The following is a 23946-nucleotide window of genomic DNA, read 5'->3' as shown; positions in this document are numbered from 1 at the left end:
CTCGCAAAGCTCCTTCCGATCCCGCAGCCGAGCCCGGCCTGACTGGCTGGCGACACCCAGCCCTAGGGCGAGGGCTCATCCCGCCCCTCTCCGATCTCGGCCGCCAACGAGTTTTTCAACGAAATCGGTCGGGAGCAAACAGGGGGCAAAGTCCGCTTCAATCGAGTTTGCGCTCCGAAACGGACCAGCAGAAATCCGCCCTCTGCAGACCGTCATCGCCCGGCAACGTCCCCGTGCATTCGGACGGGGAAGGACGAGCCGGCGATGCGGCGCCTGTCCCGAACGGGGCCCCTTGTGTGCGGCGGCCCGTCACCGCCGCCCACGTGGTGCTGGGGATCTGGCGCCCGCGCCTGATGCGGCGCCCGGCGTGAGGGGCGAGGCCGAGGGCCGCTCACGACCGATCACGCCATCGGGGTCGCGACCTGCCGCTCCTCGAAAGCGGACGTCAGCCTTTCGCATGCGGATGTAGGCAAGCAGGTGAGCGCGCCAGGACCTCAAGCATCCTCGGCTTGGGAGAAGAACCGAGGATGCCCAACGAAATGCTCAAAGAGACGGTTCGAGCGCGTTCCCGCGAGCCCGATCCACGTCGGGCATGCGGTAGCACTTCTCCTCGATCTCCGCGAGGCGGGATGGAACGATCTCGATGCTGGACACTCCGTAAAGCTTCTGGAAGTTCATGATCAACGGCTGCCACTTGGCTGGATCGATGCGGTTCTCATGCCCATCCATGAGCAAGCTCGGATGCACATGGACACGGGTGATGCGGACTTCGAAGGCCGTGAGCAGGCCAGCGACCTGGGGATCGTCGTCCATGATCCCGTGTTGTGCGGCGACGACGGCTTCCAGCTGGATGGGGCACTCCAACGCGCGCGGTGCGGCCACGGTCTGCGATGCGATGGGCGTCAGGCCAGCCACTTCGAATTTGGAAGGCTCATACGCGTAGCCCAGCCGCTGCTTCAGTTCGGGTATCGTCTCGGTGCCCGTCAGGCGAGCCAGCCGGTTCACCGCGTCAGCCTGTTTCGGTGACGTCAGATTGAGGACGCACTGCCCCGTGCGGATCATGTTCTGCGGCGTCTGCGATGCGGTCTGGAGACCGAGCATGCACCGCCAGCCGAGCCACCACGCGGACGACATCGGCGCGAGGTTGGCAGTGCCGTCCTCGTTCTGTGTGCTGATGAGGACGACTGGCGTTCCGAGGTAGAGGATCGACGGCTCGATTGTGACGTGGGGATCGATCACGAGAGGCTCCGTAGCTTGGCAACGAACTACCTATGTGACCGCCCGGTCTGCGGAGCCTCCCGCTTCTTGCGCCGCAATCCAGATTCCGCACGTCGCTTTGATGCGCATGCCGCCCGGAAGCGGACCGTCGCATATCAACCCTCCGCAGACCGTCATCGCCCGGCAACTGCCTGGTGCAGTGAGACGGGGAAGGACGAGCCGGCGATGCGGCGCCTGTCCCGGGCCCGGCGCCCTCCGGGTGTTGCCGGCCGTCGCCACCGCCAACATGGTGCGGGGCTCCGCCGCCCACGCCTGATGCGGCGCCCGGCCTGAGGGGTTGATCTGATGGGCCGGCGGCCGCAGGGCTGCTCACGACCCACGCCAGTCGTTACGACGACCGTCGGCGCTTCTCCAAGGCGGTCATCGATCTGCGGCCCCGCAGTTGTGGACCGAGGCGAGATCGGGGGTCCTTACCACGGCTGACCATCACCGAACGACCAGTCCTCCTTGGCGACAAAGACCATGTTGATCATGATGTCGTCAGGTCGGACCCCCAACTTCGATTTCAGTTCATCGGCAACGAAACGATAGAAGGCGAACTTGGTGTCCGTCCTGTTGCCGACGGTGCTCGTCACCTGGATCAAGATGAAGTCCGGCGACCGGCTGAATCCAAGAAATTGCGGATCATATACAAGATTGTCCACTTTGTGCTCGCCGATCACCACGAAGCGGTCGCCATCAGGCGCTTCGAGGATATCGACGATGCCTCGATAGACGATGTCTGCCACCGCAGCGCGGTAATCGGGGCTTTTTCCCTCGATCAAATCGATACGTGCAAAAGGCATGATGACCTCCTCGGGCGGGATTGCGGTCGGTCCCGGCCGGGGACCGACCGATGGGCGCTCACGCCCGGTTGTCGATCTCCGACACGCCGCTGCTCCTGTCCGCATAGGCGGCGATGAAGGTCGGCCGAGACTGCCAGCGTTGCCAGAAGGCATCGAGATGCTCGAAGCGCTCATCGAGCGGAGTGGCGTTCACCGGGAACTTGGAGAACGCGACGGCCGTCGCCAGCGTGATGTCCGAGAACGTCGGCTGATCGCCTCCGAGCAGCCATGCACGGCCGTCGGAGAGGTGCCGGTCGACCAAACCGGCATGCGCCAGTGCCACCTTGCGGGAATGCTCGCCCCAGGCCGGATTGCTGGTCAGTTCGAGCTTCGGGCCCAGACCCTGATGCAGGACATGGAAGGCCGTGACGATGGGATAGAGGATGTGGACCCACACCCGGTTGTCCCACATCTGATCGAGGCCGCGCTCGTGCGCCGTCTCGCCCATGATCTTGCGGCCTTCGAATGTGTCGTCGAGGTAGCGGGCGATGGCAGAGGTTTCACTGAGGTAAGAGCCATCGGCGAGCGCGAGGGTCGGCGTCTCGCCCCAAGCGTTCATCTTCAGGTGCTTCCATCCTCGCTGCTCGCCCACCGGCGACATGTCGTAGATCGTCTCCTCGAAGTGATCGGCGATGCCCTTCTCGTGCATGAAGATCCGCAGGCGCTGCGGGTTCGGGAAGGCCGAGGGAGAGGTGAAGAGCTTGAGCTTGTCGGACATGGTCGTATCGCTTCCTTGAGATCGCTGCCTGTCTGTCATATGACAGGCAACAAGCTAGGACCGGCATCTTGCGCCGTCAACCCCTGTCTGCCATATGACAGACGGAGGCTGAAATGGCAGCGACATTGAAGAGGGATGTGCGTGAGGCGATCCTCGCGGCCGCGCGGGAGGCAGCGATGGCCTATGGATACGGCGGCATCAATTTCCGCGACCTCGCAGAGGCCGTTGGCATCAAGGCTGCCAGCATCAACTACTACTTCGCCAACAAGGCCATCCTCGGCGAGGCCGTCGCGCGCCGTTATTGGGAAGACATTGCCCGCGATCTTGAGAATATTTCAACCGATACGCAAAATCCGATGGAAGCGCTACGGCAATACCCTAGCATTTTTCGCCTCTCACTGGAGCGCAACAATCGCATGTGCCTCAGCAGCTTCATGGCGACAGAATATGACGCGTTGCCTGAGCAGGTTCTGAAAGAGGTCCAGGCTTTTGCCGACGTTAATACGACATGGTTACGCGAGCAGCTCGTTGCTGCAAAGCTTGTTGAGCCGAAGGACGGGGAGACGAGAGCGCGCGCCATCTATGCCGCGATGGCCGGAGCTCAGATCATCGCTCGAAGCCGGTCGGATATAGATCTGTTCGACTCGTTGGTCAGGAGCTATCGAGAGTCAGGCCTGCTGCCGAACTGATCGAGAGCGCGCACGAAGACAAGGCCCGCTTCCGCGCTTTGCCGACCGGAAGCGGACCGGCTGAAAACCACTCCCAGGTCGTGGGCTCATGATCTGGAGGGCCACCGGACGGCCCTCGGCATCCACCGGCGCGTGGATCCGTCGACGAGGGCCCGGTGCCTCTCACGACCCCGCTGCGGCGTCTCGCCATTCAGCATCAGCCTGTCGCCGTGCGCCACCCTCCGCTGCAGGGCCGGGGCGTAGCCCTCGTCACGGCCCGTCATCGCGCCTCCAGCCCGGCCGACCGCGGGATGGGCCCGCGATGGGCGCAGGCTGCAGGGGACTCGTCGGCAATGCGTTGAGGCAAGAGCCAAGGCGAGGCGACGGGGGAGGGGCGTTGCTTGAGCAATCGGTGATGCCTCGATCCAGGCCACAGGCGTATGATGGCCTGAGAGGTCGATCACCCGGGAGGCGCGTCCGTGAGCCAGGGCCCATCGTTCAGGGATTGCGCAGCCGCGCTCGTGCTCGCCGGCTCCATGGTGATGCCGACGCCCGGCTGGGGTTTCGGTTTTCCCGGCTGCTCCAACCTACCCGAGTACAACCGTGCCCTCGGCGCCCTGCAGGGGATGACGAGCGCCTGCGATATGTCGGTCGAGCAGGCCCGCCGCATCGTCGCGGCTCACGACGGCTCCGGCATCGTGCAGCAGGGAGGCCCCCGCGTGCCGCCGGATGTCGCCCCGGATGAGCGGCGGCCTCGATCCGAGGCCTGTCACCTTCGGTCCAGGGGCCCTCGTTGTGACCGCACCCGTCGCCCGATGGGGGAACGCGCCCTTGCTCGCGGAGGCAGCAGGCGGACAAGCCTGCATTAGCGAGGGCGGACGACGCCACGCGCGTCACGGCGGGTCGAAAGCCCCGGCGGAGCCAGCACCCGCCTCACGCGCCTGACGCCCGACAAGCGTCAGCCGGTGCCGCACGTGCCCGTTCCGGGAAGCCGGTGGCCGCGGCACCCCTCGCCACGGTGAGCCGCCTCCGGGTCGGCCCTGCCACTGCGCATCCGCGTCCCCGGGGACGCGGTCGCAACCTCCGGCGCGACCGGGCGTTAGGCCGGCGACGTCCACCTTTGCGCAGATCCCCGATCACGCCAGCGCGCCGCAGCGCGTGTTGCGCCAGCAAGCCAGCCAGATCGCGCAGGCGATGGCACGGGTCCTCGGAGACGAAATCGAGCGCCACGTATCGCTCCCGTGAGGGCCGGCCCATCGAGTTGCGCCTGCAACCTAGCGAACCTTGCCGCCTCGTCCAGGTTGTGCTCAGCAATGAAGCACAATCCGATTTGCGTCTGGACCCGCTGGTTCGCGTGGCATCCCGTCCGGGCCGAGTACCTTCTCAGCAGCACAAGGGACGCAGCACCGATCCAGGCGGCGCACCTGCATGTCGGCCGGCATTGGGCCGCCTTCTGCTTCATCGACCGTGCGCGGACGGCCCGGGGCTGGATCTATCGACGCCCGATCCGCGAGATGACGGAGGACGAGTTCAACGATCGCCAATGGTGAGGCGCGGCGTGATCAGGAAACGGAAGAGCCCGCCGCGGCTGCGAGCCGAGCGGGCACTGCGGCTGTCAGAGTTGGAAGCGCGCGCTGACCCTCGCTACCGACTTGAGCCTGCGTAGGCTCGGAGAGTTCGGGTTTTCACGGAAGCGTCAGCCGGATCGGTTCGACGCTTTTCCTTTGCGGATCTCGCGGCGCGCACGGGCGCGCGCGACCTCCGGCGCGCCCAGGATCCCCCGCAGGCCCGGCGCCGGACGAGCGCCCCCAGGCAGCGCGAGGCGTCCTCGCCGCGCCGCTCAGGGCCGGACCCGAGCCAGATGCGCGGCCGCCGATCCTGACGGCGGCGGCGGATCGGCGGTGTTCCCGCAGATCTTCGGCATGATCGATGCAACGCAAGCAGTCATCGTCTGGAAGGACGACGATCTGCCCTTCGGCTTTTCAGCAGGAAGATTTTTTGGTGAGAGACCTACGGCGCGAAGATCGCAGGCCGGACGATTATTCACCGTTATCCATGATTTCGATCAAACGGTTTCGTGAATGAACATTGGGGCGACGAATTAGGTCGCTCCATATACAGGAAACATCCCGGGCAATGCCCAGGGAACATTACTGAGATCGGTCTCGAATGCGGCGAGAGACTTGACGGAGGTGATTTTCTCGGTAGAAGTACAGGCAAGAAGACCAAACGTTGTTTGGGACCCCCGCCAGGAAAAAACCGAGTCGAGGGAAGCACTAGGCCGATGATAAGCGACTTTTTCGAAAATCGATGCGGGTTGATACCATCAAACAGACTTAGGCGATGCTTAAGCCTGCTACGCCTAATGGATGCTGGAACCAGCGCACGTCTATGGGTGAAGCGCCGCGACGTCGTGCGGGATGCCGAGAGGCAGGCGCCCCGTCGCGTCCTGCTGGCGGCCGTCGAGGTGCCCGGCCGCGAGGCCGACCTGCAGGCGGTGATGACGAAACTGTCCCGGAAGACGCGTCACCACGTGGACGTGGCGACCTGCCGCATGGGGCCGGTCGGCAAGTTCGACAACATCATGCAGGCGATCGCCGGCTTCGATCTCGACGCCTACGACTGGCTGATGATCGTCGACGACGACATCGACTTTCAGGACGACCTGCTCGACGTCATGATCCAGCTGTCCGAGCAGCACGGCCTGCGCATCGCGCAGCCGGCGCATCGGTTTCAGTCCTACTCGACCTTCAAGGTCACCGAGCGGCACTGGGGCTCGCTCGTCCGCGAGACGAGCTTCGTCGAGATCGGCCCGATCTCCCTCCTGCACCGCGACACCTTCGCGGAGCTCCTGCCCTTCCCGAGCCTGCGCTGGGCCTGGGGGCTCGACGTGCTCTGGTCGCACGTCGCGAAGCGTCGCGGCTGGCGGATGGGGGTGGTGGATGCCGCGCCGCTCCGCCACCTCCGGCCGGTCGGCAAGTCCTACGATTGGCTATCTGCCCGCAGGGAGGCGGAGGATTTTATGAAGCGCCGGAGCCTCTGCATGACCGCCGCGGAGATCTTCGCGACGAACAGGCGGGTCGCGTAGCCGGCCGGCGCGCAAGGGGACCGGTGGCGGGCGACGAGGAGCCGAGCGGGAGCATGTCGTTTTCGATCCGCCGCAGCCTGGCGTGGATGGGCTTCTGCCAGGGCGGGCTGTTCCTGGTGCAGTTCGGCACGTCCCTGGCGCTCGCGCGGCTGCTGACGCCCTACGAGATCGGCATCTTCAGCCTCGCCGCCGCCATGGCGGGGCTGCTCTCCACGCTGCGGGCCTGCGGCCTGTCGAGCTACATCGTGCGGGCGGAGCGGGTCGACGGCGCGCTGCTCGCCAGCGTGTTCACCATCAACCTCATCCTCTCCCTCGCCACCGCGGCCCTGATCCTGGGGCTCAGCGCGTTCGGGAGCGCTCTCCTGGGCGAGCCGGAGGTGCAGCGGGCCCTCACCGTGCTCGCCGTCGTGCCGCTCCTCGGGATCCTCGAGTTCCGGCCCGCGGCGATGATCGAGCGCCAGGGCGACTTCCGCGTCGTCGCGCTGGTGAACATGCTGCGCGGCTTCACGACGAGCCTGGCCATCCTCGCCCTGGCGTTCGGCGGCTTCAGCTACATGAGCCTGGCCTATGCGCAGGTCCTCGGCGCCCTCGCGGCCGTCCTCGCCTTCAACGGCTTCGGCCGCCGGCACGTCAGCCTGCGCGTCGGCCTGCAGGGCTGGCGCGAGATCTCGACCTACGGCGTCCGCCTGCTCGCGATCGCGGGCGTCGGGGGGGTCTCCGCCCGGCTCGGGGAGCTCATCCTCGGGCGCGTGCTCGGGCTCAGCGCCCTCGGCCTGTTCACGCGGGCGACGAACCTCAACAGCCTGATGTGGGAGAACCTCCACGCCCTCATCACCCGGATCGTGTTCGTCGACCTCTCCGACCAGCAGCGGCAGGGGCGATCCCTGCGGGAGAGCTACCTGCGCACGCTGCGGATGATCACGGCCCTGCTCTGGCCGATCTTCGCGGGGGTCGCGGTGCTGGCCGGCCCCCTCGTGCGGGTCCTGCTCGGCCCCGAATGGGCCGGGGCGGCCCTGCCCCTGAGCCTGATGTCCGTCGCCTCGATGATCCTGATCTCGATCAGCATGACCTGGGAGGTGTTCGTCATCCGCGACCAGACGGCGCTGCAGGCCCGGTTCGAGTTCATCCGGAACGGCGCCGGCCTGCTGATCTTCGCCGCCGGCTGCGGGTTCGGCCTGGCCGGGGCCGGCTGGGCCCGGATCGGCGAGGCCGTCCTCGCCGTGACCGTCTACCGGCGCCACCTCGAACGGATGACCGACACGCGCGGACGCGACTTCGTCCCGATCTACCTCCAGGCCGGCAGCCTCACGGGGCTCGCGATCCTGCCGGCCGTCCTCGTGATGTCGCTGTGGGGCTGGTCCGACGCGGCGCCGCCGGCGAGCCTCGCCGGGGCCGTCGCCGCGGGCGTCGCGGGCTGGGCCTGCGGCCTCTGCGTCCTGCGCCATCCCCTCGTGGACGAGGCGCGGGGGCTCCTGTCCCGGCTGCGTCCGGGCCGGCGGGCGGTCCTGCCGGGGGTCGCGAAGGCCTGAGGCGCCCGCGGCGCGGCCCGGAACGGCTTCGCCCGAGGGTGATGTTGCGGCCCGGCGACAACCCCGATCTTAACCGTCCGCTAAGCCTTTTGGTCCGTCGCCAGCGCGCCCGCGGGATGGCAGAACGGGCTCACGTCCCCCGTCCCCGCCGCACCCGTTGCCGCCATGATCAGCACGTCCAAGACCCTCCTCCTGGAACACCGCGAGGTCGCCGCCGTCCTCGCCACCTCGGCCCCGTTCTTCCTGGGGCTGATGCTGCTGGCCTGGCTCGCCGCTTAAGGGCGCCGGCGGCGCGGGCCCCCGGTCGCGGAGCCCGCGCGCGGATCCCTTCGCCTACGCGGTGAACTCGTAGGCGCGCTCGCCGTGGCTCGCGAGGTCGAGGCCGTCGTGCTCCGCCTCCACGTCCACCCGCAGCGGCGTGACGGCGCCGATCAGCCGCGTCAGCCCGACCGTGACGAGGCCCGACCAGACGGCCGTCGCCGCGATGGCGAGGAGCTGCACGCCGAGCTGCCCCAGGGCGGTGCGGCCCTCGCCGAAGCCCAACCCGCCGAGGGCCGGCAGCGCGAAGAGGGCGAGCAGCACCGAGCCCAGCATCCCGCCGACGCCGTGCACGGCGAACACGTCCAGCGTGTCGTCGATCTGCAGGCGCTGCTTGATGAACAGGGTCACGAAGAAGCAGATCAGGCCGCCGGCGGTGCCGATCAGCAGGGCGGAGCCGGGGGCGACGTAGCCCGCCGCCGGCGTGATGGTGGCGAGGCCCGCCACGCAGCCCGTGACGATGCCGATGGAGGTCGGCTTGCGGATCTTCACCCACTCGGCCGCCGTCCAGGCCATGGCGCCGGCGGCCGCCGAGAGGTGCGTCACCAGGATGGCGTTGGCGGCGCTCGCATCCGCCGCCAGCGCGCTGCCGCCGTTGAACCCGAACCAGCCGACCCAGAGCATGCCGGCCCCCGTCATGGTCATGCCAGGGCTGTGCGGCGGCGTCAGGGTCGCCGGGAAGCCGCGGCGGCGGCCGATCAGCACCGCGAGGAGGAGCGCGGAGACGCCGGCCGTGGTGTGCACCACGATGCCGCCCGCGAAATCGAGGGTGCCGAGGGCCGCAAGCCAGCCGCCGCCCCAGATCCAGTGCGCCACCGGCACGTAGACGAGCAGCAGCCACAGGCCCGAGAACAGCGCCACGAACGGGAAGGCCACCCGCTCCGGGAAGGCGCCGATGATCAGGGCCGGCGTGATGACCGCGAAGGTCATCTGGAACAGGGCGAAGGCGCTCTCAGGGAGCACCGTCGCGGCCCGGACCCCGTCGAGATGGGCCAGGAAGGCCTTGCCGAGGCCGCCGATCAGGGCGCCGTCGCCGTCGAACACGAGGCTGTAGCCGCAGATCGCCCACAGCACCGAGGCGATGCAGCAGATCGTGAAGCACTGCATCAGGACGGAGAGCACGTTCCGGGCATGGACGAGGCCGCCGTAGAACAGGGCGAGGCCCGGCAGGGTCATGAACAGGACGAGCGCCGAGGCGGTGAGGATCCAGGCGGTGCTGCCCGTGTCGGGCGCGGGCGCGGCGGCGAGCGCGGGCCCGGTCGAGAGGACGAGGAGCGCGAGCGGGAGCGCGCGGCCGGTCAGGCCCCGCGCGGCGGACAGGAACATGGAGTGACCCCCGGAGAATCGGCTCGGCCTTGAACCAGATTGCCCACCGAACAGGCAAGGGCGATGCGATGCGCGGCATCGCGCGCGCGTCACGATCCGGTGTGGGGGCGCCGTCGGGGGAGGGCTCCAGGAAGCGCGCGTCCGCTGGAGGGCTCCTTCGAGGCCCCCTTGCGGGGGCACCTCAGGATGAGGCGGGTGGATGGGATCCACCGTCCGGGTTTCCCCAACCCGCGACCTCATCCTGAGGCGCGCAGCGAAGCGGAGCCTCGAAGGAGGCCTCCAGCTCCCGCGCGACTTCTGGAGGGCTCCTTCGAGGCCCCCTGCGGGGGCACCTCAGGATGAGGTGGGTGGGTGGGAGAAGCCCTGTGCCGGCCTGCCGCTCACCCGCGACCTCATCCTGAGGTGCGCAGCGAAGCGGAGCCTCGAAGGAGGCCTCCAGGGATCGTGGAGGGTCCCGGATAACTCCCTGGAGGCCGCCTCGCGGCGCCGCGAGGCGGCGGACGGGGTTCGTCCAGCCGCGAGGCTCTCAGGCCGCGTCGGGCATGCGGTCGAGGAGCTTGTCGAGGGTGATGGGATAGTCCCGCACCCGCACGCCCGTGGCGTTGTAGACAGCGTTGGCCAGGGCCGCGCCGACCCCGCACAGGCCGAGCTCGCCCACGCCCTTGGCCTTCATGGGCGAGGATTGCGGATCGACCTCGTCGAGGAAGACCACCTCCTGGTGCGGGATGTCGGCGTGGACCGGCACCTCGTAGCCCGCGAGGTCGTGGTTGACGAAGAAGCCGCGCCGGGTGTCCACCGCGAGCTCCTCCATCAGCGCCGCGCCGACGCCCATGGTCATCGCGCCGATCACCTGGCTGCGGGCCGATTTCGGGTTGAGGATGCGCCCGGCCGCGCACACCGCCAGCATCCGGCGCACCCGGACCTCGGCGGTGTCGACGTCGACGCCGACCTCCGCGAAATGGCCCGCGAAGGTCGATTGCTGCTGCTTCTTCGAGAGATCGGCGTACTCGATCGAGTCCTCCGCCGTCAGCGCGCCCTGGGCGGCCGCCTCGGCGAGGGGCACGGCGCGGTTGCCGGCGCGGACCTCGCCCTCGGCGAAGACCGCGTCCGCGGAGTTGATGCCGAGGCGCTGGGCCACCGCCTCGCGGAGCTTCACGCAGGCCGCGTAGACGCCCGAGGTCGCGTTGTTGGCGCCGAACTGGCCGCCCGACCCCGCCGAGACCGGGAAGTCGGAATCCCCGAGGCGCACGACGACCCGCTCCAGCGGCACGCCCATCATCTCGGCCGCCGTCTGGGCGATGATGGTGTAGCTGCCCGTGCCGATGTCGGTCATGTCGGTCTCGACCGTGACGGTGCCCGCCGGGTCGAGCCTGACGCGGGCGCCGGACTTCATCAGCAGGTTGTTGCGGAAGCCCGCCGCCATGCCGATGCCGACGAGCCACTGCCCGTCCCGGACCTGGCCGGGGCGCGGGTTGCGCTTCGCCCAGCCGAACCGCTCCGCGCCGAGCCTGAGGCAGCCCGCGAGGTCGCGGTGGGAGAAGGGCCGCCCCGGCTTGGCCGGGTCGACCTGGGTGTCGTTGCGCAGGCGGAAGGCGACCGGATCCATCCCGAGCCGCTCCGCCATCTCGTCCATGGCGATCTCGAGGGCCATCAGGCCCGGCGCCTCGCCGGGGGCCCGCATGGCGTTGCCCTCCGGCAGGTCGAGATGGGCGAGCTTCATCGCGGTGAGGCGGTTGGCGCCCGCGTAGAGGAGCTTCGTCTGGTCGACCGCCGTCTCGGGCCGGCCGTCGGGCAGGTTGCCGGAGGTGCTCTCGTGCGCGATGGCCGTGATGGTGCCGTCCGGCGTCGCGCCGATCCGCACCCGCTGGATCGTGGCGGGGCGGTGCGTGGTGTTGTTGGCCACGATGGGGCGGGTGAGCGCCACCTTCACGGGCCGCTTGGCCGCCCGGGCGCCCAGCGCCGCCAGCACCGCGTCGGAGCGCACGAACAGCTTTCCGCCGAAGCCGCCGCCCACGTAGGGCGCGTCGATCCGCACGTTCTCCGGCTTGAGGCCGAGGATCTTGGCGACGCTGCCCTTGCTCCAGGCGACCATCTGGTTCGAGGTCCAGAGGGTGACCTTGTCGCCCTCCCACGCCGCCGTGGTGGCGTGGGGCTCCATCATGGCGTGGCTCTCGTCGGCGGTCGTGTAGGTCTGGTCGAGCTTGACCGGAGCCTGCGCGAAGGCGCCCTCGAAGTCGCCGACCCGCTCCTCGCCGTGGCCGCCGCTGCCCTCGCCGCTGTCCCCCGGCACCGGCGGGGCGCCCTTGGCCTCGGCGGCGAGGTCGAACCTGCCGGCCTCGGGCACGGCATCGACGCGCACCAGGAAGGCGGCCGCGCGGGCCTGCTCGAAGGTCTCCGCCACCACGAGGGCGACGGCCTGGTGGTAGTGCTGGATCTGGTCGCCGCCGAACAGGTAGGCGGCGTTCATCCGGCCGCGCTCCAGCCGCGGCATGTCGAGCGTCGTCACGATGGTCACGACGCCGGGCGCCCGCCGGGCGGCCGAGACGTCGATGGCGCGCACGCGGCCCTTGGCGATGCCGGCGCCCACCACGTAGCCGTAGGCCTGGTTCGGCGCGACGTCGTGGCGCTCGTAGGCGTAGGCCGCGGTGCCGGTGGTCTTGAACCTGCCCTCGATGCGGTCGGTGGGCTTGCCCACGACCTTGAGCTGGTCGATGGGGTTCTGGCCTGCGGGGGTGTCGAACTTCATGGCTCAGGCCCTCGCCTGGGTGAGCGCCGCGGAGAGCGTCCGCTCGGCGAGCTTCAGCTTGTAGGCGTTGTCGTGGGTCGGCTTGGCGCCGGCGAAGACCCGGTCCGTCACGGCCTTGGCGCCCTTCGGCAGGTCAGCCTCCGCCGCCTCGACGCGCCACGGCTTGTGGGCCACCCCGCCGAACGCGACGTGACCGGTCCCGTCCTTGCCGATCACGGCGGCGACCGAGACGAGCGCGTAGGCGTAGGAGGCCCGGTCCCGGACCTTGCGGTAGATGTGCGTGCCCGCCACCGGCTTCGGCAGCGTCACCGCCGTGATGAGCTCGCCGGCCTTGAGCGTGGTGTCGATCTCCGGCTTGTCCTCCGGCAGGCGGTGGAACTCGGCGATCGGGATCCTGCGCTCGGCGCCCCCGGCGTCGATCGTCTCGACGGTGGCGTCGAGGACGCGCATGGCCACCGCCATGTCGCCCGGGTGCGTGGCGATGCAGGCCTCGCTCGAACCGATCACCGCGAGCTGGCGGGAGATCCCGTCGAGCGCCGAGCAGCCGGAGCCGGGCTGGCGCTTGTTGCAGGCCTGCGCCGTGTCGTAGAAGTACGGGCAGCGGGTGCGCTGCAGCAGGTTGCCGGCCGTCGTCGCCTTGTTGCGCAGCTGTCCCGAGGCGCCGGCGAGCAGCGCCCGCGAGAGCACCCCGTAGTCCCGGCGCACGCGCGCATCCGCCGCGAGATCGGTGTTGCGCACCAGCGCGCCGACCCGCAGGCCGCCCTCCGGCGTCGCCTCGATCCGGTCGAGGCCGAGCCCGTTCACGTCGACGAGGTGGGCCGGGGTCTCGATCTGCAGCTTCATCAGGTCGAGGAGGTTGGTGCCGCCGGCGATGAACTTGGCGCCCGGGTTGCGGGCGACCGCCGCGGCGGCCTCGGCCGGGGTGCCCGGCCGCTCGTAGGTGAAGGACTTCATGCCTGCCTCCCGGCAACTTCGGTCATCGCCTCGACGATGTTGGAGTAGGCGCCGCAGCGGCAGATGTTGCCGCTCATGCGCTCGCGGATCTCGGCCTCGGTCACGGCCGGGGTGGCGTTGAGGTCCGCGGTGACGTGGCTCGGGATGCCGGCCTTGATCTCGGCCAGCACGGCGACGCCCGAGCAGATCTGGCCCGGGGTGCAGTAGCCGCACTGGTAGCCGTCGTGCTTGATGAAGGCAGCCTGCATCGGGTGCAGGTTCTCGGGCTGCCCCAGCCCCTCGATGGTGGTGATCTCCGAGCCCTGGTGCATCACCGCGAGCGTCAGGCAGGCGTTGATGCGCCGCCCGTCGACGATCATCGTGCAGGCGCCGCATTGGCCGTGGTCGCAGCCCTTCTTGGAGCCCGTCAGGCGCAGGTGCTCACGCGCCGCGTCGAGCAGGCTGGTGCGGGTGTCGAGCTCGAGCTCGCGGCGCTCGCCGTTCACCGTGAAGGCCACCTTCGCCAGCACGGGCTGGTCGGCCCCGGCGGCGGCAGGGGCGGCGGAGGCCGGGCCGGCCGCGGCGGGCAGGGTGCAGACCGCGGCGGTGGCGGAGGCCCCCACCATCAAGTCTCTCCGGTTCAGGTCGGTGTCTCGGTGGCGTTGCATCGCGCGCTCCGAAGCGGCTGCGGGAAATGGCGGGCGGCCCCTCAGATCCGCGCGAGCGATCCGCGCGAGGGCTGCCCGCGATAAGTTCGGGCACCGGCCGCGCGTTCCCGGCGATCACGGAACGAGGCGCACGCGTCGCGGTGCGGATCGTCCGGACCCGGGGTATCGACCCAGCCGTACAGAGGCGGGAAATAGCCCCCGGCGGGAGCGGAATTAGAGGCCCGCGGCCGCAAGGGGCTATAAGCAGGGCTTCTGAATGCGCCCCACGCGCGTGCCCCGCGGTTCTTCGCCGCAAGCGTCCCTTGCGAAGCGCTCCTTGCGGGAGCCGCCTCCGCCGGTCGGGTCCTTCGGGCCATCCGGGGCCGGCCCGCCGATCCTGCGCGGCGCGGGATCGTTCCACGGCGGGCGCCCGCGCCGACGGCGATGCTCCCTCCTGCGACAGATCTTTGAAAGCACTTTCCTCGCGGAACTTCGTAGGTTCCATTCATGAAACACGACCTCCACCAGACATCCCAGGCAGATCTCCGTCTCGCGGCGGCCCCTGATCAGTCTCTCCGCGCGGGATCATCGGGTCCGGGCACGTCGTGTACGGGCCGGACCATGACGTCACGCAGCCCTGCACGGACCGTCTCGGACGAGGTCTCCGACCATGCTCGCCTTCGACATCACGCCTGATACGGCGGCCGCACCCGACGCCGCGCGCCGAGCCCTTCTCCGCTCAGACCTTGCCCGCCCCGACAGGACCCACGGCTCGGCCGCCCTCGCGGCGGCGCTCGACGACGGGCTCCTGTCCGAGGAGGTCGAGCAGATCCTCGCCGGTCGCCGGATGGTCGAGGCCTTCCCGGTCCGCCGGGGCGAGACGCCGCCCGCCTACGCGGTGCGGGCGGTGGCGGAGATGATGGTCGCCTACCTGGGCTGACCCGGGCTCGCGGGGCGCGGCCAGGATCCGGCCTGAAGATCGCTTCCCGCTCGATGGACGGATGCGGACGGAGGCTTCGGCGATGCGGTTCAGGTTCCTCAGCAGGTTCCCCGGCCCGGTTCGCCCGGAAGCGGCGCTCCTCGGCCTGGCGCTGGGGCTGATCGCGGGCACGGCCTGCCCGGCCGCCGTGCGGCCGGGCCCGTCCGAGGCGCCGCCGTCGCGCTCGGCGCTCCTCGGCGCCATCGGCCTGGCGGGGCCGGCCGAGGCCGACGCGCCCACCGAGCCGCAGCTGGAACTCGGGTCCCGGGGGCGCACGCTGCACCTCGCCGGGGACCTGACGGACGGGATCGCGGACCGGGTGGCGACCCTGCTCGCCGCCCACCCGGAGGTCGAGCGCCTGCACCTGACGAGCGAGGGCGGCCTCGTTCAGGAGGCCCTCGCCCTCGGCGCGCTGGTGGCCGCCCACGGGCTCGCCACCTCCGTGTCGGAGGTCTGCGCCTCGGCCTGCACCCTGGTCTTCGTGCGCGGGCGCGGGCGCTATCTCGCGGCCGGCGGCCAGCTCGGCTTCCACGGCCCCTACGAGGTCGGGTTCTTCGAGGCGGTCCACCCCGTCGATGCGGCGCCCGAGCGCACGGCCTACCTGAATGCCGGCCTCACCCCGGACTTCGTCGCCGAGGCCCTCGCGGTGCGCGCCGAGGCGATGTGGATGCCCGATCCCGCCCGCCTCCGCGCGGCCGGCGTCGTCACCGAGATCGTGGCGCGGGACTGGTTTTCGCAGGCCCCGCAGGGTGTGCAGGCCCCGCAGGGCGTACAAGCCCCGCAGGGTGCCGACGCGGCCCTCGCGGTCGCCCGGCACCGCGCCCGGTGAGAGGGCGTCCGAGCCCCGGCTTCAGGGCCCGAAGCTTCAGGGACCGTCCTGGCGTCGCCCGCCCCGCCAGACCTCGAGGATGGCGGTGCTGTTCGCGATGTCGGCCGCTGGGTCGGCGGCCAGCACCACGAAGTCCGCCCGCCGGCCGGGCTCCAGCCGGCCGCGGTCCGACAGGCCGAGGAGGTCGGCCGCCCGCGCCGTCGCGACGGTCAGCGCCTGCATGGGCGTGAAGCCGGCCTGGACCATCAGGGCGAGCTCCCGGTGCTCCGACACGCCGGGCACCCGCTCGGGCGTCGCCCCGCTGTCGGTGCCGAAGCCGATGCGCACCCCGGCCGCGCTCAGGGCGGCGAGGTTCCGCAGGCTCATCGCCAGCGACCGGCGCGCAGCCTCGGCCTTGGGGCTCTCGCGAGTCTGCCGCTGCCAGGCCGGATCGTCGAAGCGCGCCCGCAGCTCCGGCGAGAGGGCCGCGCGCACGAAGGGCGTCTCGGTCCAGGCCGGCCGCTCGGCGTAGGCGAAGGTCGCCTCGTCGAGGGCGAGCGTCGCCACGTACCAGGTGCCCCGCTCCTTGAGCAGGGCGACGAAGTCGGCGTCCACCGGCCGGTCGCGCACGCCGTGGGCCAGCATGTCGGCGCCCGCCGCCACGATCGCCCGCGCGTCCTCGAGGTCGTGGACGTGGGCGGCGACCCGCAGGCCCTGCGCGTGGGCCTCCTCGATCACCGCCGCGTAGACCGCGGGCGGCATCTTGGCCGGCACGGAGCCGCCGAAATCGTCGAGCCAGAGCTTCACCATGTCGGTGCCCCGCGCCTTCATGGCGCGCACCGCGGCGCGGCCGTCCTCGGGCGTCGCCGGGCGGAAGAGCTGGTCGGGCCCCACCTGGAGCATCGATTGCGGGGGCGCCCCGTCCGGCACGCCGATGCCGCGGTCGACCCCGAACAGGTCGGCGCCGGGCAGGCGCTCCGCGTGGGCCTCGGCCCGCAGCTCGGGCAGGAGCGCGCCGTTGAGGCCGAGCGCCATGATCGTGGTGACGCCCCGGTCGGCGTAGGCCTTCAGCTGGGCGAGGATGTTTTCGCGGGTGTAGTTGCCCGATCCGTTCGTGACGCCAAGGACCTGCCCGACATGGGAATGGTCCGAGATCAGGCCCGGCATGACGGTGCGGCCCTGCCCCTCGCGGATCTCGGCGCCGGGCGGAACCGAGACGGCCCCGCGCGGGCCGGCGGCGACGACCCGGCCCCCGTCGATCACCAGCACCGCGTCCGCCACCGGCGCCGCGGCGATGCCGTCGATGAGGCGGATGCCCGTGAAGGCGACGGGCTCGGCGGCGGCGGCGTGGCCGGCGAGCAGGAGGGCGGCGGCGAACGGCAGGCGCATCGGGCGCATCGGGCGGCACTCCTCCGGACGGGGTCCTGTCCGCCCGAAGATGGCTCCGCGCCGAGCGAAGTCGAGCCGGAAGTCGGCGGGCCCGCCGGATGGCGAAGCCCCGCGGCCCGCGCTATGGCACGGCGAAGCCGCGCGCGCCGCGCGGCGCGAGCCCGGACCCCGCCCATGCCCCACGTGATCGTCAAGCTCTACGCGGGCCGCACCGAGGCGCAGAAGGCCGACCTCGCGGAGGCAGTCGCCCGGGCGGTGATCGCGAGCGCCGGCTGCAGCGAGGCCTCGGTCTCCGTCGCCGTCGAGGACGTGGCGCCCGACGACTGGCGCGCCAGCGTCTACGAGCCCGACATCCTCGGCCGGCCGGACAGCCTCTACCGGAAGCCGGGCTACGACCCGCGCTGAGGACCTCCGCTGAGGACCTGCGCCCCTTCCGAGGGGCACCCCCGGGATCAGGCAAGACCGCGCGTGACCCTCTCGAACCTGCGCCGCCCGCTCCTCGTCGTCGGCAGCCTCCTGGTCCTGGCGAACCTGCTGCTGCTCGTGGCCTGCGCGCTTCCCGCCGCCAACGAACCTCAGCTCATCCTGCCGCGCGACTCGGGCCTGATCAGCGCCGTCGGATTGGCCCTGGTCATGCTCGCGCAGGGCATCGCGGCGGCGGCGCGCCGGGGCTGGCGGCGGCTCCTGCCGCTTCTCGCCCCGGTGCCCGCGGTCCTCGCGGCGGTCCTTCTGCTGGGGCTCGGGGAGGTCTTCCTGGCGCGCTGGGAGGTGGGCCGCGTCACCCTCCGGGACGGCCGCGTGGTCCTGATGACCCTGGAGCCGGGCCTGAGCGACACGATGTTCGCCCTCTGGCAACCGGAGGGCTTGCGCTGGCGGACGTTCCTCGCGGCGGCGCGGGACGTCACCTACTCGGAGGACCACGCCTTCACGGAATCCCCCGCCCTCGTCCTCGCCCCGGACGGCCGCCACCTGCTGATCCGCCGCGGCGGCATCTGGACCGATTGCTGGCGGATCGAGAAGGCCGTCCCGCAGCCATGCCTGCCCGAAGGGGCCGGAGCCCCCAGAGAGCGCAGCGCGTGGCTCGACCGCTCGGACCGGATCACCGCCGAGGTCGGGACCGCGCCGTAGGGCTCGGGGCGGGCCCTCGCCGTCCTCCCAAGAAACACGCAGGCGTCGTTTGGACCATGGGACAGGGCCCGGCATAAGCGCTAAGGGAGAGGCGTGAACGCTGTCGTCCCCGCAGGTCCGGCCCCCAACGCGAGCAGTGCCGTCGGCGACGAGGACCGCCTCGCGGCGCTCGACGCCTACGACATCCTCGACACCCTGCCGGAGGCCGGGTTCGACGGGATCGTCCGCCTCGCGACCCGGCTCTGCGCCGCGCCGGTCGCCCTCGTCAGCCTCGTCGCGCGCGACCGCCAGTGGTTCAAGGCCCGGGTCGCGTTTCCCCACTGCGAGACCGACCTCGATCGCTCGGTCTGCAAGTTCGCCCTCGCCGAACCCGACCTCCTCGTCATCCCCGACCTGACCGCGGACCCGCGCACGGCCCGCAACCCCCTGGTCACGGACGACCCCCGCATCCGCTTCTACGCGGGCGCGCCGCTGCGGACCCCCGAGGGCCACGTCCTCGGGAGCCTGTGCGTCATCGACACGGTGGCGCGGCCCGGGGGCCTCACCCCCGAGCAGGCCGACGACCTCCGGGTGCTGGCCGAGGAGGTGATGCTCCAGCTCGGGATGCGCCGGGCCGTCGAGCGCCGGGACGCGGTGCTGGCGCGCCAGGCCACCGAGCTGCGGCAGGCCCGGCGGATCGACATCCTCTCGAAGGCCTCGCAGGCGCTCCTCACCGGGGCCGACCCGGCCGCAGTGCTCGACCCCATCCTGTCGGCCAACGCCGCCACGCTCGGGTTCGACCGCAGCTACACCTACGACCTCTGGCCGGACGGCGGCCACCTGCGCCTGACGCACGCGCTCAACGCGACCGCCGAGGTGCAGGACGTCCTGGCCCGCATGCCCTACGGCACGCCGCTGTGCGGCATCGTCGCCGAGCGGCGCGCGCCGCTGCTGCTGGACAACCTGCAGACCTCCGGGGAGCCGGCCTACCAGGCCGTCCGCGCCCTCGGGCTGGACGCCTATGCGGGCTTCCCGCTCATGAGCCGCGGCGCCCTGCGGGGGGTGATCGCCTTCGCCTCGACGCGGGAGCCGGCCTTCGACGCCGAGGCGCTGACCTTCTTCGAGACCCTGGCCCGCCTGATGTCGGCCGTCTACGAGCGGCTCGACGGCGAGGCGGCGCTGCGCGAGAGCGACACCCGCTCCCGCCTCGCGCAGGAGGCCGGGCAGGTCGGAACCTTCGAGGTCGACACGGAGGCGGGCCATGTCAGCGTGTCGCGCGAGTTCACGCGCATCCTCGGCCTCCCGCCCGCCCCGCACTACCCCGTGGACCGCCTGGAGGCGCTGACCCTCCCGGAGGACCGGCACCGCGCCTCCATCGAGGCGGACCTCCGGACGGGGATCGTCACGGACGAGGTCGAATACCGCTTCCGCCGGGCCGACGACGGCGCCGTGCGGTGGCTCGCCCGCCGCGGAGACGTCGTGCGCGACGCGGCCGGGCGCGTGAGCCGCATGTTCGGCACGGTCCGCGACATCACCGATCGCCGGGCCGCACAGGACGCGCTGGAAGCCAGCGAGGCGCACTGGCGCGGCCTGTTCGGGCGCCTGAGCGAGGGCTTCATCATCGGGAAGGTCCTGCGCGACGCCGCGGGCACGATCCGCGACTGGCGCTACGTCGACGTGAACGCGGCCTGGGGCGAGCTCGTCTCCGTCGACCCGGCGACCGTCGTCGGGCGCACCATCCGCGCGGTGTTCCCCGGCATCGAGGACGCCTGGGTCAGCGAGTTCGCCGACGTGGTCGAGACGGGCGAGCCCGTCGCGTTCATGCGCCAGGTCGGGACGCTCGGACGCTGGTACGAGGGCCGCGCCTTCCCGCTCGGCGGCGAGCAGTTCGGGGTGATCTTCCTGGAGATCACCGACCGCGTGCAGGCGGAGGCCCGGCGCGCCGCCGTGCTCGCCCTGAACGACCGGCTGCGCGACCTCGCGAGCGTCGAGGCGATGACCGAGGCCACGTGCGAGACCCTTGGGCAGACCCTCGGCGCCATGCTGGTGGGCTACGGCGACGTGGACCCGCAGCAGGAGACCGTCACGGTCGCGCGCGACTGGACCACCGGCGGGGCCGAGACCCTGGCCGGGACGCTGCACTTGCGCGACTACGGCTCGTACATCGAGGACCTGAGGCGCGGCGAGACCGTCGTCGTCACCGACTGCCGCACCGACCCGCGGACCCGGGACCACGCGGCGGCCCTGGAGGCGCGCAGCGCGCGCGCCTTCGTCAACGCGCCGGTGTTCGAGCGGGGCGCCTTCGTGGCGCTCCTCTACGTCAGCACCGCGCGGGCCCGGGACTGGAGCCGGCCGGAACTGGCCTTCATCCAGGACGTCGCCTCGAGGCTCCGCCTGGCGATCGGCCGCGTGCGGGCCGAGGAGCGGCAGGACCTCCTGAACCACGAGCTGTCCCACCGCCTGAAGAACACCCTCGCCATCGTCCAGAGCATCGCCGGGCAGACCCTGCGGCCGGTCCCCGAGCGCGGGCCCGTCGAGGCGTTCGAGCAGCGCATCATGGCGCTGGCGCGGGCCCACGACGTGCTGCTGCAGGACGCCTGGGCGCCGGCCTCCCTGCGGACGGTCGCGGCGAGCGTGCTCGGGCCGCACGCGGCCCTGGACCGCTTCGTCCTCTCGGGGCCCGAGATGGCGCTCGCCCCCTCGGCGGTGCTGTCCCTCTCGCTCCTGCTGCACGAGCTCGCCACCAACGCCGCCAAGTACGGCTCGCTCTCCGTGGCGGGCGGCCACGTCGACCTCTCCTGGGCGGTCCGGAGCGCGGACGAGCCCGTGCTGGAGCTCGGCTGGCACGAGCGCGGCGGGCCTCCGGCCACGGAGCCGGCGCGGCGCGGGTTCGGCACGCGGCTGATCCGCACCGGCCTCGTCGGCACGCGCGACGTCACCCTGGATTACACCCCCGCGGGATTGGCCGCGGTGTTCCGTGCCCCACTTTCACAGGTTCGAGCGTCCTGATGCGGGAGGCAGCGGATCGTTTCGAGGTCGATGTGGCAAACGAAGACCGATCGCAGCGTCCCTGCGTCCTCCTCCTGGAGGGCGAGCCGCTGCTGGCGATGACGCTGTCCGACCTCATCGAGGAGGCGGGCTGCGCGGTCGTCGAGGCGCGCACGACGGCCGAGGCCATCCGCATCCTGGAGGCGCGCACCGACATCCGCGTGGTGGTGGCGGACCTCGACGTGCGGGGGGCGGTGATGGGCCTCAAGCTCGCGGCGCTGATCCGCGAGCGGTGGCCGCCCATCGAGCTGATCCTCACCTCCTCGGCACCGCGCGCGCCGCGCGCGGGCACCATCCCGGCCCGCGGCGTCTACCTCGGCAAGCCGTTCGACGGCCCCGCGATGGTCTCGACCATCCGCAACTTCGTGCGTCCTCACGCCTGAGCGGACGCGCGCCGTCGGCCAGAAGCCGCCCCCGCCGATATTCACGAAGACGTCCATCCCCTGCAGTCGTCGGCTCGCATTCACGCCGTGGCGCAAGTGATCGGGACTTGCCTCCGATAGAGATATGGTATTCATAATGTTTCTACAGGGCGTGTAGCGCGCCGAATGCTCCCTATCCCCTCGTCGTTCTCGGGGTGTGATGATGCCTGTCGTCGATCGATGGTCGAGCCACTATGGATCGAAGGTCATCGTCCCGATCTCTGCGCGCAGGCTATGCAACGCCGCCCTGGGTTTCGTCGCGAGCACCGCATTTGTGCTGACCGCGCTGGGGCTCGGCACTTCGGCTGGACGCGCGCTGGAGGTGGATGAGGTCGTCGGGACCTGGCGACTTGCCGCCGCCACGCGCAGGATCGTCGACACGGGCGAGACCATCGACGCCTACGGCGGACCGAGGCCGACAGGCTGGATCAACTACGGCCGCGACGGCCGCATGATGGTGGTGTGCGCCCACGAAGGCCGGGACAGGCCGGTCGCCAACGACAGGATGACCGACGCGGACCGGGTCAAGCTCCACAAGACCTTCTTCGCCTATGCGGGGAGTTACCGGCTCGAGGGCGATCGGATCGTCCACGACATCGACACGTCCTGGAACGAGGCGTGGACCGGGACCTCCCAGGTCCGTCAGGTCGAGCGCAAGGACGGGCAGCTCGTGCTCACGACGACGCCGTTCAAGTTCAACCTCGATGGCCGGATGAGCGTCATCACCCTGATCTGGACGCGATACCCCTGAGGGGCTCCGTCGAGACTCGTACGCCCGGCCCCGGAGCATCCGGGGCCATCTGCAACGGAGGAACGCATGATCGGCAAGAACATTCTGCGCGGAGTTGCCCTCGCGGGTGCCCTTATGGTCCCGACCGCGGGCTTTTCGGACACCCTGCAAGCCGACGCGCAGGGCGCGGCGAGCAAGTGGGACGAGGCCTACAATGGCGGCGACATGGATACGCTGGCCAAGCTCTACACGCCCGACGCGATCGTGATCACCAAGGGAGCGCCGCAGACCAGCGATGGCATCCAGAAGTTCTTCGCCGGACTGAAGTCGAAGGGCTGGGACGAGCACAAGACGACCGTGAAATCGGCCCTGCCGAAGGACAACCTCCTCATCGTCTCGGGGCGCTGGGAGATGACCGGGCCGGTGGAGGGCGGCGCGAAGAAGAAGTTCGAGGGCAACTGGGTGAACGTGCTGGAGAAGCGTGACGGCAGCTGGCGCACGGTCCTGCACACCTGGAACTGACCCCTGCCGCGCGGCCCCGGCGGGACGCCGCCGGGTCCCGCCTGGCCGGAGCGTCCGGCCGGCCTCGCAGGCCGCCGGGCGACGGTCCGCTCGCGGCGGGGCGGAGCGGGAAACCGGACGCGCGCCGCTGAGGTCTCAGAACGGGAGGAGGCGCCGGAAGCGGGCGATGTTCACGAGCGCCACGAGCGAGGAGGCGACGTAGGTGAGCGCCGCGGCGCGCAGGACGGTGCGGGCGCCGAGCATGTCGCCGGCGTCGAGGAAGCGGCCCGTCTCCAGGATGGGCAGGGCCCGGCGGAAGCTCGCGTCGATCTCGACGGGCAGCGTCAGGAGGTGGAACACGAGCCGAACGCCGAGGAGCGCGAGGCCCACCCCCACCTGCAGGGCAGGCAGGACCGGCGACTTGACGACGGCGAGCATCACGGGCGCGGTCATCATCACCACGGCCGCGGCGATCTCGAAGCCCTGCACGACCGGGGCGAACCGCACCCGGGCCGCGAGGAGCCGGTCCCCCGCCGCGTGCTGGAGCGCGTGGGCGACCTCATGCGCCGCGACCGCGACCGCCGTGATCGAGCGGCCGTCATGGTTCTCCGGCGACAGGCGCACGACGTTTCCGACCGGGTCGAAGTGGTCGGCCGGCGCGGTCTCGACGGCGACGTGCCCGAGCCCCGCCAGGTCGAGCAGGTGGCGGGCGAGCTCGCCTCCGGTCCCGGGCAGGTCCGGCCGCTCGGTGGCGTGCCGCTGCATCGCCCGCCGCACCCACCACTGGGGGCCGAACACGAGGCCGAACAGGAGGGCGACGCCGAGCGCCAGGAGGATGGGCATGCCGGGTATGTAGGCGCAGGGCCGAGGCGATGAAAGCGCGCGCG

At 70.9% G+C, this 23946-nt stretch carries 22 protein-coding genes; 13 read left to right on the top strand and 9 right to left on the bottom strand.

Translation table 11 applies throughout. From position 1 onward, the window contains the following. Nucleotides 1-543 precede the first annotated feature (543 nt). The 3 genes from ACLBXP_RS17855 to ACLBXP_RS17845 all read right to left on the bottom strand — a co-directional run bounded on the left by ACLBXP_RS17855 (nt 544) and on the right by ACLBXP_RS17845 (nt 2820). Complete coding sequence (locus ACLBXP_RS17855; protein ID WP_447669092.1) at nt 544-1239, bottom strand: flavin reductase family protein; 696 nt, start codon at nt 1237-1239, stop codon at nt 544-546. A 449-nt stretch (nt 1240-1688) separates the two neighbouring features. Beyond that, complete coding sequence (locus ACLBXP_RS17850; RefSeq protein WP_447669091.1) at nt 1689-2063, bottom strand: tautomerase family protein; 375 nt, start codon at nt 2061-2063, stop codon at nt 1689-1691. Between the two features lie 58 nt (nt 2064-2121). Next, nucleotides 2122-2820: a glutathione S-transferase family protein gene (locus ACLBXP_RS17845; protein WP_447669090.1), complete on the bottom strand. Its 699-nt coding sequence runs from the start codon at nt 2818-2820 to the stop codon at nt 2122-2124. Nucleotides 2821-2933: 113 nt separating this feature from the next. Between ACLBXP_RS17845 and ACLBXP_RS17840 the strand changes: the two genes are divergently transcribed. From ACLBXP_RS17840 to ACLBXP_RS17820, 5 genes are all read left to right on the top strand, one after another. Continuing rightward, nucleotides 2934-3509 (top strand): TetR/AcrR family transcriptional regulator, encoded by a 576-nt coding sequence (locus ACLBXP_RS17840; protein ID WP_447669089.1) that lies wholly within the window; start codon nt 2934-2936, stop codon nt 3507-3509. 1292 nt (nt 3510-4801) lie between these two features. Further along, complete coding sequence (locus ACLBXP_RS17835; RefSeq protein WP_447669088.1) at nt 4802-5038, top strand: hypothetical protein; 237 nt, start codon at nt 4802-4804, stop codon at nt 5036-5038. 351 nt (nt 5039-5389) lie between these two features. After that, nucleotides 5390-5569 carry a hypothetical protein gene (locus ACLBXP_RS17830; RefSeq protein ID WP_447669087.1) on the top strand — a complete coding sequence of 60 codons (180 nt, stop codon included), beginning with the start codon at nt 5390-5392 and terminating at the stop codon, nt 5567-5569. Nucleotides 5570-5883: 314 nt separating this feature from the next. Next, entirely contained in the window at nt 5884-6576 is a 693-nt protein-coding gene (locus ACLBXP_RS17825) for a hypothetical protein (RefSeq protein WP_447669086.1), read from the top strand. A 53-nt stretch (nt 6577-6629) separates the two neighbouring features. Further along, nucleotides 6630-8105 carry an oligosaccharide flippase family protein gene (locus tag ACLBXP_RS17820; RefSeq protein ID WP_447669085.1) on the top strand — a complete coding sequence of 492 codons (1476 nt, stop codon included), beginning with the start codon at nt 6630-6632 and terminating at the stop codon, nt 8103-8105. A gap of 333 nt (nt 8106-8438) precedes the next feature. Here the strand turns inward: ACLBXP_RS17820 and ACLBXP_RS17815 are convergent, their stop codons facing one another. From ACLBXP_RS17815 to paoA, 4 genes are all read right to left on the bottom strand, one after another. Then, the gene (locus ACLBXP_RS17815; RefSeq protein WP_447669084.1) at nt 8439-9749 is read right to left on the bottom strand and encodes an ammonium transporter; all 1311 of its coding nucleotides are present in this window, start codon (nt 9747-9749) and stop codon (nt 8439-8441) included. 526 nt (nt 9750-10275) lie between these two features. Next, nucleotides 10276-12495, bottom strand: a complete 2220-nt coding sequence (gene paoC / locus ACLBXP_RS17810; RefSeq protein ID WP_447669083.1) for an aldehyde oxidoreductase molybdenum-binding subunit PaoC — start codon at nt 12493-12495, stop codon at nt 10276-10278. Nucleotides 12496-12498: 3 nt separating this feature from the next. Beyond that, nucleotides 12499-13449: an FAD binding domain-containing protein gene (locus ACLBXP_RS17805; RefSeq protein ID WP_447669082.1), complete on the bottom strand. Its 951-nt coding sequence runs from the start codon at nt 13447-13449 to the stop codon at nt 12499-12501. Then, a complete protein-coding gene (paoA, locus tag ACLBXP_RS17800) occupies nt 13446-14054 on the bottom strand; it encodes an aldehyde dehydrogenase iron-sulfur subunit PaoA (protein WP_447669098.1) in 609 nt (202 codons plus the stop codon). The genes ACLBXP_RS17805 and paoA overlap by 4 nt, the downstream gene beginning before the upstream one ends. Before the next feature lie 691 nt (nt 14055-14745). Here paoA and ACLBXP_RS17795 point away from each other — a divergent pair. After that, nucleotides 14746-15015: a hypothetical protein gene (locus ACLBXP_RS17795; protein WP_447669081.1), complete on the top strand. Its 270-nt coding sequence runs from the start codon at nt 14746-14748 to the stop codon at nt 15013-15015. A gap of 82 nt (nt 15016-15097) precedes the next feature. Continuing rightward, the gene (locus tag ACLBXP_RS17790; RefSeq protein ID WP_447669080.1) at nt 15098-15883 is read left to right on the top strand and encodes a hypothetical protein; all 786 of its coding nucleotides are present in this window, start codon (nt 15098-15100) and stop codon (nt 15881-15883) included. Between the two features lie 36 nt (nt 15884-15919). On the opposite strand, the gene ACLBXP_RS17785 is transcribed toward ACLBXP_RS17790, so the two are convergent. Further along, on the bottom strand, nt 15920-17260 hold the full coding sequence (locus tag ACLBXP_RS17785; protein WP_447669079.1) for an amidohydrolase family protein: 1341 nt from the start codon (nt 17258-17260) through the stop codon (nt 15920-15922). 165 nt (nt 17261-17425) lie between these two features. On the opposite strand from ACLBXP_RS17785, the gene ACLBXP_RS17780 reads away from it, so the two are divergent. From ACLBXP_RS17780 to ACLBXP_RS17755, 6 genes are all read left to right on the top strand, one after another. Next, complete coding sequence (locus tag ACLBXP_RS17780) at nt 17426-17656, top strand: tautomerase family protein (RefSeq protein ID WP_447669078.1); 231 nt, start codon at nt 17426-17428, stop codon at nt 17654-17656. Between the two features lie 63 nt (nt 17657-17719). After that, nucleotides 17720-18379 carry a hypothetical protein gene (locus tag ACLBXP_RS17775; RefSeq protein WP_447669077.1) on the top strand — a complete coding sequence of 220 codons (660 nt, stop codon included), beginning with the start codon at nt 17720-17722 and terminating at the stop codon, nt 18377-18379. A gap of 93 nt (nt 18380-18472) precedes the next feature. Beyond that, a complete protein-coding gene (locus tag ACLBXP_RS17770) occupies nt 18473-21367 on the top strand; it encodes a GAF domain-containing protein (protein WP_447669076.1) in 2895 nt (964 codons plus the stop codon). 32 nt (nt 21368-21399) lie between these two features. Further along, nucleotides 21400-21789, top strand: a complete 390-nt coding sequence (locus tag ACLBXP_RS17765) for a response regulator (RefSeq protein ID WP_447669075.1) — start codon at nt 21400-21402, stop codon at nt 21787-21789. Between the two features lie 202 nt (nt 21790-21991). Further along, on the top strand, nt 21992-22579 hold the full coding sequence (locus ACLBXP_RS17760; protein WP_447669074.1) for a lipocalin-like domain-containing protein: 588 nt from the start codon (nt 21992-21994) through the stop codon (nt 22577-22579). A gap of 66 nt (nt 22580-22645) precedes the next feature. Further along, a complete protein-coding gene (locus tag ACLBXP_RS17755; RefSeq protein ID WP_447669073.1) occupies nt 22646-23080 on the top strand; it encodes a YybH family protein in 435 nt (144 codons plus the stop codon). 135 nt (nt 23081-23215) lie between these two features. Here the strand turns inward: ACLBXP_RS17755 and ACLBXP_RS17750 are convergent, their stop codons facing one another. Further along, nucleotides 23216-23902 carry a zinc metallopeptidase gene (locus tag ACLBXP_RS17750; RefSeq protein ID WP_447669072.1) on the bottom strand — a complete coding sequence of 229 codons (687 nt, stop codon included), beginning with the start codon at nt 23900-23902 and terminating at the stop codon, nt 23216-23218. Nucleotides 23903-23946 lie beyond the last annotated feature (44 nt).

It is taken from the genome of Methylobacterium sp. A54F (assembly GCF_053346035.1).
This window is presented reverse-complemented; position numbering and strand designations above follow the sequence as displayed.

Coding starts and splice junctions, on each gene's coding strand:
- ACLBXP_RS17850 (WP_447669091.1), bottom strand. CDS start 2,063: ATGCCTTTTGCACGTATCGATTTGATCGAGGGAAAAAGCCCCGATTAC.
- ACLBXP_RS17845 (WP_447669090.1), bottom strand. CDS start 2,820: ATGTCCGACAAGCTCAAGCTCTTCACCTCTCCCTCGGCCTTCCCGAAC.
- ACLBXP_RS17840 (WP_447669089.1), top strand. CDS start 2,934: ATGGCAGCGACATTGAAGAGGGATGTGCGTGAGGCGATCCTCGCGGCC.
- ACLBXP_RS17835 (WP_447669088.1), top strand. CDS start 4,802: ATGAAGCACAATCCGATTTGCGTCTGGACCCGCTGGTTCGCGTGGCAT.
- ACLBXP_RS17820 (WP_447669085.1), top strand. CDS start 6,630: ATGTCGTTTTCGATCCGCCGCAGCCTGGCGTGGATGGGCTTCTGCCAG.
- ACLBXP_RS17815 (WP_447669084.1), bottom strand. CDS start 9,749: ATGTTCCTGTCCGCCGCGCGGGGCCTGACCGGCCGCGCGCTCCCGCTC.
- paoC (WP_447669083.1), bottom strand. CDS start 12,495: ATGAAGTTCGACACCCCCGCAGGCCAGAACCCCATCGACCAGCTCAAG.
- ACLBXP_RS17805 (WP_447669082.1), bottom strand. CDS start 13,449: ATGAAGTCCTTCACCTACGAGCGGCCGGGCACCCCGGCCGAGGCCGCC.
- paoA (WP_447669098.1), bottom strand. CDS start 14,054: ATGGTGGGGGCCTCCGCCACCGCCGCGGTCTGCACCCTGCCCGCCGCG.
- ACLBXP_RS17795 (WP_447669081.1), top strand. CDS start 14,746: ATGCTCGCCTTCGACATCACGCCTGATACGGCGGCCGCACCCGACGCC.
- ACLBXP_RS17790 (WP_447669080.1), top strand. CDS start 15,098: ATGCGGTTCAGGTTCCTCAGCAGGTTCCCCGGCCCGGTTCGCCCGGAA.
- ACLBXP_RS17785 (WP_447669079.1), bottom strand. CDS start 17,260: ATGCGCCCGATGCGCCTGCCGTTCGCCGCCGCCCTCCTGCTCGCCGGC.
- ACLBXP_RS17780 (WP_447669078.1), top strand. CDS start 17,426: ATGCCCCACGTGATCGTCAAGCTCTACGCGGGCCGCACCGAGGCGCAG.
- ACLBXP_RS17760 (WP_447669074.1), top strand. CDS start 21,992: ATGCCTGTCGTCGATCGATGGTCGAGCCACTATGGATCGAAGGTCATC.
- ACLBXP_RS17755 (WP_447669073.1), top strand. CDS start 22,646: ATGATCGGCAAGAACATTCTGCGCGGAGTTGCCCTCGCGGGTGCCCTT.
- ACLBXP_RS17750 (WP_447669072.1), bottom strand. CDS start 23,902: ATGCCCATCCTCCTGGCGCTCGGCGTCGCCCTCCTGTTCGGCCTCGTG.